Source organism: Methylomonas rivi, assembly GCF_024505165.1.
GTDB classification, from domain to species: domain Bacteria; phylum Pseudomonadota; class Gammaproteobacteria; order Methylococcales; family Methylomonadaceae; genus Methylomonas; species Methylomonas rivi.
The window spans coordinates 1-12,402 of sequence record NZ_JANIBK010000031.1; the positions used below are offsets into that span (position 1 = coordinate 1).

Genomic DNA, 12,402 nt, shown 5'->3' on the forward strand with positions numbered 1-12,402 from the left:
GCCCTGACCGCCGACGGCAGCGCCGGCATGGCGATTGCGGTAACCCACATCGCCGCCGCGGCCGGATCGTTAACCTGGATGACCATCGAATGGCTGCGCTTCGGCAAACCCAGCGTACTGGGTATCGTGACCGGCATGGTAGCCGGACTGGGCACCATTACCCCGGCTTCGGGATTCGTCGGCCCCATCGGCGGCTTGGTCATCGGCGTCGTGGCCGGCGCCGTGTGCTTTTACGCCACCCAATACATCAAACGCGGCTTGAAAATCGACGATTCGCTGGACGTATTTCCGGTGCACGGCGTGGGCGGTTGCGTCGGTTCGATTTTGACCGGCGTATTTGCGGCCGAGAGCTTCGGCGGCCTGGGCTTGAGCGGCGTCAGCATAGCCGATCAGGTCGGCGTGCAAGCCTTGGCCGTGGCGGTAACACTGGCCTGGAGCGGCGTGTTCAGTTATCTGATATTGAAGTTTATCGATGCCACCATGGGCGTGCGTGTCAGCGAAGACGAAGAGGTACAAGGTCTGGACATCGTTCTGCACGAAGAAACCGGCTATCACAATCTGTAATCCCGAGGCTGCCGGGTTAAAATAAGGCCTTGTTTAGCGGGGGCGGCGTTTCGCCGCCCCACATTCCTTATCACCCGAGAACAACATGCCTATTACCCTCGAAACTCTGGAAAAAATCGTTCGCGCCGCCGGCGGTGTAGCGATGACGTACTTCAACGATCTGGATCAGTTGGCGATCAATAAAAAAAGCGCCCGCGACCTAGTCACCGACGCCGACGTGGCCGTCGAAAACTACCTGAAACAAGCCCTGCACGAGCATTGTCCCGAATACGGTTTTTGGGGCGAAGAAAGCGGCAAAACCGCCAATCAGGCCAGCCGCTGGATCGTCGACCCGATAGACGGCACGCATTCGTTCTCCAAGGGTCAATACTTCTGGGGCATTAGCGTGGCGCTGGAAATCGGCGGCGAACTGATTATGGGCGCCGTTTACGGTCCGGCCCTGGACGACTATTATTGCGCCGAAAAAGGCAAGGGTGCGTTTAAAAACGGCAAACCTATCCGCGTATCCGCTGAAACCAGTTTGGCCGCCAGCATGGTCTCGACCGGCTTCGCCTGCCTGCGCCAGTATTTGGAAGACAATAACCTGGCCCGCTTCGGCCGTATCGCCCAGGCCACCACCGGCCAACGCCGCCTGGGTTCGGCGGCGCTGGATTTATGTACCGTCGCCGACGGCCAAGTGGATGCCTTTTGGGAGCAGGAACTGAATTTATACGATGTAGCGGCCGGCGCATTGATTGCCATGGAAGCCGGCGGCACCCTGACGGATTTCAAAGGCAACCCCGGCGTCTTCCCGAAACAAATTCTGGCCACCAACGGCAAGATTCTCGAGCAAATATTGCCGTTGATGTAGTCGATAGTTCGGCTGGCTGTTCAGGCCGATCCATCCCTTTTGACTTGCCCGAACCTGCTTCGATGCGGGCTTGGAACGAATCCGTTACTGAGTGCAAACAGTTTTCCAATACTTGCCTGCTATTGCGCCGCAGCCGATTTTTTTATAATCCAAGGTATGATACTGTCGATAGGTGCCTAAGCTATCAATAGAGTCCCAGATGGATTACCGCTTCGCTGACTTGGTCGACATCGAAAAATTCCATAGCATGCTGACGTCGTTTTACGAAGCGACCGGGATTCTGCACGGGCTTGTAGACCATGAGAATAAGGTCATCAGCGCCATCGGCTGGCAGGAAGCCTGTACCGATTTTCACCGTCTGGCTCCCCTTTCCAACGCCCGCTGCCTGGAAAGCAATTGTTATCTGGCCGATCATCTGAGCGACGCCTCCTTCGTCGGCTCGACCTGCAAGAACGGCTTAGTGGATTATGCCACGCCCATCGTTATCGAAGGACAACAGCTGGCAACCTTGTATTTCGGGCAAATCCTGCATGAACCGCCAGACATGGCTTTCTTCCAAAATCAGGCACGCGATTGCGGCTTCGACGAGAAAGCCTATCTGGCGGCGATCCGCAAGGTGCCCGTCATTCCCAGGGAACGCATCGAACCCATCATGGCGTTTTACGTACAGTTAGCGCAAATGCTCGCCGCGGCCGGCCTCGACCGCCTGCGCCAACGCGATGCGGAACAGCGCCTCGCGGCTTTGAACCAGGGGCTCGAGCAAGGCATCGAACAACGCACGGAAGAGCTCGCGACTAAAAATGACCTCCTGGTCCTCGAGGTTGCCGAACGCAGGCGAACCGAACGGGCCTTGCGCGACAGCCAGAAACAATTGCAAACGCTTCTGGACTCCTCGCCAACCGGCATCGGCATGTCCGATGTCGACGGCAATGTAAAATACATCAATAAGAAATTCATTGAGCTGTTCGGCTACGGCATGGAAGACATCCCAACCGTCGAACATTGGTACCGGCTGGCCTACCCGGACGAAACATTCCGCAACACCGTTGTGCGGGCCTGGGCGCGCGAAGCCGCCGTGGCCAAAGGGACCGACAGGCGCCCTCCTATCTTGGAAGCGCCCATCCTCTGTAAGGACGGCAGCATCCGCTACGTCATCATCAGTCTGTCCTGGGTTGACGATTACCGGCTGGTAAACTTCAGCGATATTACCGACCGCTGGCTGGCCGAGCGGCGGAATCGGGCGCGCAATGCCACCCTGGAGCTCATCGCCAAGGGCGCATCGTTACAGAAAATTCTGCATGCCATCGTGTTGGGCGTGGAAGCCGAAGACCAACGCATGCTTTGCTCCATCCTGCTGCTTGACCGCGATGGCCGTCACTTGAGAAATGGCGCCGCCCCCAGCCTGCCTGAATTCTACAATCAGGCCATCGACGGGGTAGAGATCGGCGACGGCGTGGGTTCCTGCGGTACTGCCGCCCATACCCTGCAACGGGTGATTGTCGCCGATATCCAGAGCCATCCCTATTGGGCCGATTTCAAGGATTTGGCAGTCAGCGCGGAGTTGGCGTCGTGTTGGTCCGAGCCCATGCTGTCATCCAAAGGCCGTCTGCTCGGCACTTTCGCCATTTACCACCGCCAGCCCAGCGAACCGAATGCGGCGGCCCTGGAGCTCATCGGCTATGCCGCCAACCTCGCCAGTATTGCCATCGAACGGCATCTGGCCGACGCCGAGCTGGAACGCCAGGCACATACCGATTTCCTCACCGAACTCGCCACCCGCCGGCGCTTCATAGAATTGGCTACGGCGGAATTGACGCGCGCCCAACGCTACCGAACAGGCTTATCGCTGATCATGTTCGATATCGATCACTTCAAGGCCGTCAACGATACTTTCGGCCATAAGACCGGCGACACTGTGTTGCAAAAACTGGCGGCCACCTTGCGGCAAACCCTACGCGATGTGGATATCGTCGGCCGCCTGGGCGGCGAGGAGTTTGCCGTCATGCTCCCCGAAACCAACGCGTCCGAGGCCTGGGATGCCGCGGAACGCTTGAGACTGGCTATCGCCGATACCGAAATGCAAGCCGAAGGCGATGCGCGCTTTCATGTCACGATCTCGATAGGCATCGCTACGTTAACCGATACGGCTTGCGATATCGAAACCCTGTTAAAAAATGCCGATGAAGCGCTTTATATCGCCAAAAATAACGGCCGCGACCAAGTCCACGGCGCCCCAGGCGCATTCCGCTCAAAAACAGCCGGTTATTCCGATTGAAAACCGCCACCTGTTCCGATGAATTGCCGGCCACCAATTCCGATATGCTTGCGCCAGTAGCGAATGAGGTCTTTTGGAGGAGGCGAATTGTCGCAAAAGACCCAAAAGCAACGGTCGTATTTTTCAATATCCATGTCTGCTGTAATTCGTTTAACCGACATTGGCAGATTAACGGCATAACACCCCATCCACGCTTGTAATGCAGGCTCCGCCTATGCTGACGCGCCCTTCGCAATCCACCTGAACTGCAATGCGTCCATTTCGCCCGACGCATTGTCCTTGTGCCGCGGTGTAGCTTCCCCCCTCCACTGGAATCAATCCGATTCACGCATAAACATGGCCACACTGCCATTGCCGCTTCCGCTAATCCGCCTTGGCTGTCGTAGGTGGTAGCAAGAAGGTCGTCTCGGATAGATTGGTCCAGCGGGCAATGGTCAGGTTTCAGTGTCCAAGTCTTCGGCATCAAGCGCCACCGCCACCGGATTACCCAACAGTGGTTGGCTGGTGAACGCATCGACGACTTTATACCTGCGCTGCTTTGTATCCACTGGGTAAGAGCCTTGGATAAATAATAAAATGGGCTTGTTTCGCCAGCGCATTACTCGCGAATTCTGGTGACAATCAACATGGCTAATAAGGCAAACGCACCCGAGCAAACAAAAGCCAGGTTGTAATTGCTGAATACGCTATGCAAATAACCGGCAAAATAAGCGGCAGCGGCGGCACCGATTTGATGCGCGCAGCAAATCCAGCCAAACACCACACCCACGTTACGCCTGCCAAACAAATCGGCGGTTAAGGTCGACGTTACCGGCACCGTGGACAGCCAGTTCAAGCCGTAGACCACAGAAAACAGCATCAACTGCTGGGTGGATTCAACATAAGGCAAGCCGATCAATGACAAGCCGCGTAGCGCATAATAAAAAGCCAGCAGTTTGCGATGGTTGAAACGGTCGCATAGCCAGCCGGAGAACAGGGTCCCAATTATGTCGGTGGCGCCCATCAAGCCCAACGACATGGCCATGGTCATTTCGGAGAATCCATGCTCGATGCCATGCGGTATCAGATGGGTTTGAAACAGGCCCGATGTGGTAAAGCCGCAGATTGCAAAACTGACCGCAAGCAACCAAAACTGGCCTCGAACAACGACTTCACGCATGGCAATCACTTCATCTTGCGGTGCAGCGTGCTTTTGCGATGGAGCACCAAAAGCAGATAAGCCTTTTTGTTCTGGCTCGTCCGCCAATAACCATGCCGCCAACGGCAGCACGATTAGCCCCAACAGCCCGGCCAAAATCAGCAGCCCCGGCCGCCAGCCGAAATCGGTATTGATCTGCATCACCAACGGCGTAAAGATCAACTGCCCGGACGAAAATGCTGCGCCCAGGATACCTAACGCCAAGCCGCGTCTTTCCCGAAACCAGCGGTTGATCAATGCCGAACCGAGCACGATGGACGTACCGCCGGAACCAATTCCCACAATCAAGCCCCACAGGCAATAGAACTGCCAGAGCTCGTTCATCAATGCACAAGCGCCGGCGGCCAGGGTTAACAGCGCAATACTGATGACGCAAACCCACTTCGGGCCGTAGATGTCCATCCATCGTCCCAGCCAAGGCCCGGAAAATCCAAACACCAGTAAATTGACCGATACCGCACCGCTGATCGCCGGCCGGCTCCAACCGAATTCCTGTTCGAGCCCCAGCATCAGGATGCCGGGTAAGGCGCGGAGCGCGGCGGCGACAAACAAACACAGGAAGGTCACCGCCAACACGATCCAGGCATAGTGCAAGCGGCTGGGTGCGCTACGCGCCATGGATGCACTCATGGTGAACTTATTCGGCGTCTTCGATTTTGTCCAGCAGTTCAATCAGCCGAGTAACCCCTTGCAGCAGGATGCCGCCCACACCCAGTGCAAACCACACGCCGATCACAAAGCCCCAATGAATCGGCGCAGCGAAGAATTCTTCTCTAAACCAGAAGGTATGTCCCCACTCGTTGAAACCGACGCTGACCAAGATCATGAACGGCCCAAACACCGCCAAGGTCAATGGCAGCGAGATGCCTTTGGCATACAAGGGCAAGCGGGTTCTGGCATACAGCCAGGCACAACCGCCCAGAATCACGTAGAGCGGAAAATTGAAGTAAAACTCGATGATGTGATTGGCGGTAAACGGCGTATCGCGAATCGCCACCTGGTGCCACGAATTGTCCTGCTCGGCGAAATAACTGCCCGCCCAATACACGGCAAAGGTGTAAATGCTGATCCACATCGTCAACGTGAAATAGCGGCGTATCTCTTCCTTGGGTTCCAGTTGATCCAAAGTCCGGTCGCGCGTGGTCCATAAGTAACCCCAAAAGCCGCTGGCAACGGCGGCGATAACCGCCAGTTCGATATAAAACAGCCGCATCCAGTATTGCTCGAACGCAGGTTCCGTGGAATCCAAACCGTGCGCTACGGCAAAGGCGCCTTGATACAGTCGTAAACTGACGTAGATCACGGTTAATACGCCAAAGCCCTTTAAATATTTGGGTAGGTCGATCAAGTACCAAGGCAGTGAGGGGGCGTTTTCTTGGGTTGAGATAATATCTTCGCTGGTAGTAGCCATGTTCTGCTCCTGAATTAAATGAATTTGGGAATGACGGCGGCGGAAATGCTGGAGATATAACGTTTGCCCATCACATCGTCGTAAAGAAACAGCAAGCCGCCCACACGGGAATCCGCATCTCGGATCAGACCATCCAGCCTCTCCGACTCCCAGGCTGCATCGCGCACTTCGATGCTGACAGTGCGTTGTTCGCCGGGCTCTATGGGTGCAACGTTATCCAGGCTCAGGCCGTTGTTGCTGACGTCATCCCTGCCGGGGATGTAACCGACATTGGTCACATCGGCGTTCATGAAATGCACATTGGAACTGGCAAATTCGCCAATCCGCACCGCGCCCTGGCTGCGATTATCGACCTTGACCTGCAACACCATCGAGCGTTTGGATACGTTGTATTCCGCTTTAAGGGTGTCCACATTGACGGTGCCGGCATTGACTTGCGCCGGTAGCGGCAGAATCTGATCCAAACCGGCTTGCAGCGGGATGGCGTCAGGATAACGGTTGGCGGTGACGGCATTCAGCACCAGTACCAAGACCGGTACGCCGACCAACACCAATTTGGCAATCAACTTATCCTGCGGCGTAATCAGTTCGTGTTCCAACCCTGCATCCAGCATTCGGTAACGGCTGATAAATAAAGGCCGGCGCACCCACCATAACAGCCAGGCCGCCGCCAAGGCGCCCCAAAACAGGTGCCAGAACACGCCATTGGCAAAACCGAAACTTTCCATGTCGATCATTTCGCCGTTGATGGTTTTGATGGTGTTGCTAAAGTCGCCGGGTTCCCCGCCGATTTCCAGCCAAACGCCGGGCCCCATGACTTGCCCCGCGTCTTTCAGGTTAAAAAACGGATGGATGTGATAACGCCCAGGCAAACGGCCTTTCAGGACCACTTTAAAATCGTAATCGCCGCCTGGTTGCAAGGCTACCGAGTTGGTCCAGGGTTTGCCGTTCAGATAGCGTTCGGTGCGAATCAAAACCGGTCCGGGGGTGGAGATATTCAAAAAGCTGGCTTCCGGCTTGGGTACGCTGATCGGCCAATCCTCTGCGACATGAAACTTGCCGCTGACGCTGACTTCTTCGTTGACGTTGAATTTTTGCGTGGACCATTGCACGTCGTACCATTGTATGGTTCGCATCCTGATGAACGGTTCCAGGGCTTTTTCGCCGTGGGCCTGGGCAGACGAGAGGGGTAAACCGGACATTACCGTGAGTGCGATCAAGGCTAACAGCCAGGTTTTAAAATGCGTTTTCATATTGGCTGCTCCTTAAATTTTGGTCAGGTAACGGGTACTGGCAAACCACTTGCCGATATGCCACCACAACGGATACATCAGCGAACACAGCAGCGCCGAACAGAAAGCCGATAGCGGCGTCGCATACTGGCCGTAGGTGCGCAAGGTGCCGCGCTCGATGATGCGCAGATATTCCGGCATGCCGGTACGGATGTATTGAAAACCAAACAAATCGGCCACCGTCAGCTGGCTATTGGCCACTTCGACCGCTTGGTGGAACATGCCGAAGATCGGCCAGTTGGTGGGGTAAAACAGCAACGCAAACGCCGCGCCGCCAAAGATGGACGTGACGGTCAGACTATTAGTCAGCATCAGTAAGGTGTCCAATACCAAAGCGCCCGGAATCATCGTCGCCGGCAACACCATGTTGATGGGGAAATAGTTCCAGTAGTGGTAGGCAAACACGCGCGTTACCCAGGTACCGATCAACAACGCGGCGACGCATAAGGTAGCACCCAAAGGCAGTCGAAACTTATCCCACAGCACCGCTTGCACGGCGGCTGGAAAGGTGATGCCGATTAATGGCGTCACCAACGGCCACCATTGCCTGTCCTTCCAGTCGACCCAGAAGTCCCAGTCGCCGACGGTCAGGGCAAAATGCAGATGAAACGATCCAATGAATAAAAACAGCGCCAGAACCAGGATCAGATAATCGTAAGCCCTGGCCAACCGGGCTTTCTCGCCCTGATAGGGTTTGAAGGTAGAAATTGGAATTTGTGCGGACATAGTAGATTCCCCCATGATGTTTCGTAGTAAGCGACAGTCGTCGCATGATCAGTTGGGCGCGCCGCCAACCGCCGGCAACCCTTGGGGAGTTAAAACCTGAATGGCTGTTCGGCGCGCTCGCGGTATAAAGTAGGGAGAAAGCGTCCGCTTGTTAAATGTATAAGCTTCATCCCATCATCAAGACTGTTCATATGGGGATTTCAGGATTTGTGCTTGCGGCGGATTTGGGTACAAGATAGGCTGGATTTTGAGCGGTGGGAGGCGGGCAATACCTGCCGACCGGGGTAACTATCCAATTACAATAGTTCAGGTATCGGGTGACTCAGCCGAATGTCGGTATTCGGCAAGCAAATCGACTTTATGACTGCGTCACTCGGCCATCTGCGGACAGACGAAACAAAAGTGCCAATGGCAGCAGTCCCGTGAAATGAGTCATCCGTAAAACTTGGCTTTGTTTACATTTTTTACACTTATAATGAGCAGATTCTGATAGCTCTCAAGAAACTCTTTGGAATTGTTGTTTTTGGTGATGGGCAATTTGTTAGGCGAAGAATGAATCGATTTGATAAGTATGGATAACGAAAACTTGCAAGAACAAGAGTTATTGGAAGAATTGACTTCTGATCAGCAGCGCACTGGAATAGAGGTTGAGAAAACATCTGATGACTCTGCAGCAATAGTCGAGCCGTTCGATCCTGAGAAGATCGATGTCAAAACTAAACCTATGACGGTTGATTTGATCATGGCAAGGATTCGAGGCGGCGATGAAGAGATAGACTTAATGCCCGACTTTCAGCGTCGGGCCGGCATTTGGGACTTGACTAGAAAATCGCGCCTCATTGAGTCTTTGCTGCTACGGATCCCTTTACCTGTATTTTATGTTGCATCGAATCAACATGATTGCTGGTCTGTAGTTGATGGCCTTCAACGTATCACGACACTTAAAGAGTTCATTCATGACAAAGTGTTGGTGTTGCAAGGCCTAGAGTTTCTTCATAAGCTGAACGGCAAAAAATTCGTTGACCTTAGTCGGCAGATGCAACGCCGAATCTTGGAAAGCGAAGTAACCGTTCACATAATACAGCCGGGTACTCCGTCGCCGGTTATGTTTAATATCTTTAAGCGCATCAACACCGGCGGATTGCCGTTATCGGCACAGGAAATTCGTCACGCGATAAAGCAAGGAGCCGCAACAAAATTACTAAAGGAATTGGCTGAATCCAGAAATTTTAAAGAGGCCACTCGCAACAGTATTCGTGACGAACGCATGGCCGATCGGGAGTGCGTACTCAGATTTTGCGCTTTTTACATTAATCCTCCGGATAAATACAATACCGGTGATCTCGATGCATTGTTAATTCAAACCATGGATGAAATCAATTCGTGGCCGAGTAATAAAATTCAGGATCTAACCAAATGCTTCAAAAATACGATGGATGCAGCAAAGCGACTTTTTGGGAAATGGGCGTTTCGAAAATATTACGGTTCCGGATATAGGTTAAGCCCAATTAACAAGGCGCTTTTCGAAGTATGGGCTGTACATTTATCAAAACTTTCGAAAGCAGAGATAGATTATCTTGAGAAACATCGTGATGACCTCATGAAGAGATTCGCATACCTAATGGTAAAAGATTATTCATTCCAATCGTCGATTTCAGTCGCTACCGGCTCTGTCTCAAATGTAAAGGAGCGGTTTAGTAAAATCGAAAAGTTGATTCAGGAGGTTATACATGCTGAAAAAGCTGCATCTTGAAAACTTCAAGGGATTTAAGGCACTAGAAATTCCATTTCGCAACGTCACGCTGCTTGCCGGATTGAACAGTGCGGGTAAAAGTTCGGTAATACAAGCACTCTTGCTTTTGAAACAGATCGATTATCAACGAGATCCAAGCACTGATCACATCGAATTATTTCCCAATGGCGACTACGTATCTCAGGGCAGTGGTCGAGAGTTGTTATACGAGTTTGCCGAAACTGATGAAATATTGATAGCTTGTGAAACGTCTGAGCAATCGCATTCTTGGCGTTTCAAATACAATCCCCAGACTCACCGGCTTGTTACAGAGGATATATTCGGGCGCAACGATTTGGCGACCCTTGACCAGTTACGGTTTTCCTATCTAAGCGCGGAACGTTGGGGTCCGAGGTTGACCTATCCATATGAAGATGTGGAGCAAACAAAAGGATTAGGTATTTACGGCGAATATGCGATTCGCTACCTAATCGAACATGGCGATGCGCCAGTCGAAAATATTGCCGCACGCCATCCGGCAGCTAAAGGCGATAGCCTTATTCATCACGTTCAGGCATGGTTAGGCGAGCTTAGTCCCGGTGTACGAATAGATGTGAAACCGCTACGTGACGCCGGAGTTTCTCTGCTAGGCTATGGTTTCGAACGGCGAGGCGATGTGGCTTCGCGTTATTATAGGCCAACTCATGTTGGCTTCGGGTTGACGTATTGTTTGCCACTCGTAGTGGCTATGCTTTCTGCTGAGCCTGGCACCGTATTACTATTGGAAAACCCTGAGGCTCACTTACATCCACGAGGCCAAGCCGAACTTGCAAGGTTGATTGCTTTGGTTGGTCGAAATGTGCAGGTTATTTTAGAGACCCACAGTGACCACGTCATGAATGGATTGCGTGTCGCAGTTCGTCGAGAAGAGTTAGCACCTGAAAACGTCGCATTTCATTACTTCCAACGTGAAGGGACAAATGCCTATATAGAAACACCGGAAATTGATGCTAACGGTAGGCTTTCCTTCTGGCCTGACGGCTTTTTTGATGAACACGAACGCATGCTCGCGGCACTCGTTCGTAAATCGAAAACTTGATATATGCGTATTCCAGATATCATTTTCAATGAAACATCGGTTAAAAGTTGTTCTGTTCCAGACTTAAATTCGGCACGTAAAGCTTTTGAAGAGTTTGTTTCGGTTATTGGCACACTAATTGACATAAGGGTCACTAATAATGTCGTCCGGTCTCAATGCTGCCTTCAGGATGTCCGTATATCAACACAGTCTGGTGATAAATGGGCTGTAGAAGATTGGTTATTTGATAACACCATAGATCGTGAAATGCGATCCTTCGTATTGACACTCGATACAAAGATACCGATTGAAAACGGCGTATTACTTGATCAAGAGCTTGAAGACGCATTGATTGATCAAGAGTACCGCGTAGCCACCGCTGAAGGACCAGACTGTTTTGCAGTTGGATTCGCGATTTACAGTGGAGATATTGTCGTCAGCGTGCCCACGTCTCCTATATGGGACACGCATCAGCTCCGAGCATATGTTTGCAGTGACCTATCAATTATTCGAGAAGTTGTGGTTGACCATGCCTGCCGGGAAGGCCACTGCTATTTGCTCCAGGAACTGTTCGAGAAAAGATATATCAGCTCAGTTACCACAGCAGCGGAATTGAATTTTGAAAAGGAAAAGCTTTTTCCAAATCTACGATTCTCACCTGATGTGGCTGATCAGATCGAGCAGATCGAATCACGATATATTACCCGAGTGTTGGCAAAACTGGCCAAAATGAACGAAACAGCCGAAAACTGGCGTGACGCTGAATCAGTTACTCCGAGTTATCTATTTCAATGGCGAGGAGAAAGTGCTTCTACCATGAGCAACGCTGATTGCCTTGCCGCCCGTAAATTCCGCATGCCAGATGGCAATACATTTGGCACATACGAAAATCATACTGATTTTTCTAAGAGCCACCGTGTTCATTTCATTGAAGACAGAAATGAACGCGACTTCATAATCGGTTATATCGGAAATCATCTTCCGACGGTGCTTTTTCCACATTGAGTGTGGAAATATGAATAATAAAGGCTGACCGCTTAGCCGAGAAAGTTGTCATTGACTGGAAGCGGTTACGAGCGACTAATAAGGGTCGTTTGTGACAATTCGCCACTTCCAAACGCTGCCATTCATTGCCGGCGTAATTCTATCGGCATGAGGGGTCGTTTTGTGGTTGGAATCGGTGGCTGGTTTGGACTGGCTTTTGCAGTTACCATGAAAGCTGGTTTCAGCCCGGCAGGATACGGTGAGGAACGAACCGCATCAATCGCGAACGATG

Annotated in this window: 12 protein-coding genes; 6 read left to right on the forward strand and 6 right to left on the reverse strand. The window is 52.3% G+C overall.

Annotated features, from left to right (window positions below; genetic code table 11):
* From NP596_RS08110 to NP596_RS08120, 3 genes are all read left to right on the forward strand, one after another.
* The coding region (locus tag NP596_RS08110) for an ammonium transporter (RefSeq protein WP_371927923.1) at nucleotides 1–564 on the forward strand (564 nt) is incomplete at its 5' end.
* Between the two features lie 85 nt (nucleotides 565–649).
* A complete protein-coding gene (locus NP596_RS08115) occupies nucleotides 650–1,414 on the forward strand; it encodes an inositol monophosphatase family protein (protein WP_256614806.1) in 765 nt (254 codons plus the stop codon).
* A gap of 199 nt (nucleotides 1,415–1,613) precedes the next feature.
* Nucleotides 1,614–3,689: a diguanylate cyclase gene (locus tag NP596_RS08120; RefSeq protein ID WP_256614807.1), complete on the forward strand. Its 2,076-nt coding sequence runs from the start codon at nucleotides 1,614–1,616 to the stop codon at nucleotides 3,687–3,689.
* On the opposite strand, the gene NP596_RS08125 is transcribed toward NP596_RS08120, so the two are convergent.
* From NP596_RS08125 to amoA, 6 genes are all read right to left on the reverse strand, one after another.
* Nucleotides 3,677–3,823, reverse strand: a complete 147-nt coding sequence (locus tag NP596_RS08125) for a hypothetical protein (protein ID WP_256614808.1) — start codon at nucleotides 3,821–3,823, stop codon at nucleotides 3,677–3,679. The genes NP596_RS08120 and NP596_RS08125 overlap by 13 nt on opposite strands.
* A gap of 300 nt (nucleotides 3,824–4,123) precedes the next feature.
* Nucleotides 4,124–4,237 (reverse strand): PhzF family phenazine biosynthesis protein, encoded by a 114-nt coding sequence (locus NP596_RS08130; RefSeq protein WP_256614809.1) that lies wholly within the window; start codon nucleotides 4,235–4,237, stop codon nucleotides 4,124–4,126.
* 50 nt (nucleotides 4,238–4,287) lie between these two features.
* On the reverse strand, nucleotides 4,288–5,517 hold the full coding sequence (locus tag NP596_RS08135; protein ID WP_256614810.1) for an MFS transporter: 1,230 nt from the start codon (nucleotides 5,515–5,517) through the stop codon (nucleotides 4,288–4,290).
* A gap of 7 nt (nucleotides 5,518–5,524) precedes the next feature.
* Nucleotides 5,525–6,298 carry a bacterial ammonia monooxygenase, subunit AmoC gene (gene amoC, locus NP596_RS08140; protein ID WP_256614811.1) on the reverse strand — a complete coding sequence of 258 codons (774 nt, stop codon included), beginning with the start codon at nucleotides 6,296–6,298 and terminating at the stop codon, nucleotides 5,525–5,527.
* A gap of 14 nt (nucleotides 6,299–6,312) precedes the next feature.
* On the reverse strand, nucleotides 6,313–7,551 hold the full coding sequence (gene amoB, locus NP596_RS08145; RefSeq protein ID WP_256614812.1) for a bacterial ammonia monooxygenase, subunit AmoB: 1,239 nt from the start codon (nucleotides 7,549–7,551) through the stop codon (nucleotides 6,313–6,315).
* Nucleotides 7,552–7,563: 12 nt separating this feature from the next.
* The gene (gene amoA, locus NP596_RS08150) at nucleotides 7,564–8,316 is read right to left on the reverse strand and encodes a bacterial ammonia monooxygenase, subunit AmoA (RefSeq protein WP_256614813.1); all 753 of its coding nucleotides are present in this window, start codon (nucleotides 8,314–8,316) and stop codon (nucleotides 7,564–7,566) included.
* A gap of 571 nt (nucleotides 8,317–8,887) precedes the next feature.
* On the opposite strand from amoA, the gene NP596_RS08155 reads away from it, so the two are divergent.
* The 3 genes from NP596_RS08155 to NP596_RS08165 are packed head-to-tail and all read left to right on the forward strand — an operon-like array spanning nucleotide 8,888 to nucleotide 12,131.
* Nucleotides 8,888–10,069, forward strand: a complete 1,182-nt coding sequence (locus tag NP596_RS08155) for a DUF262 domain-containing protein (RefSeq protein WP_256614814.1) — start codon at nucleotides 8,888–8,890, stop codon at nucleotides 10,067–10,069.
* Entirely contained in the window at nucleotides 10,047–11,147 is a 1,101-nt protein-coding gene (locus NP596_RS08160) for an AAA family ATPase (RefSeq protein WP_256614815.1), read from the forward strand. The genes NP596_RS08155 and NP596_RS08160 overlap by 23 nt, the downstream gene beginning before the upstream one ends.
* Nucleotides 11,148–11,150: 3 nt before the next feature.
* Entirely contained in the window at nucleotides 11,151–12,131 is a 981-nt protein-coding gene (locus NP596_RS08165) for a hypothetical protein (RefSeq protein WP_256614817.1), read from the forward strand.
* The last annotated feature ends 271 nt before the right edge of the window (nucleotides 12,132–12,402 follow it).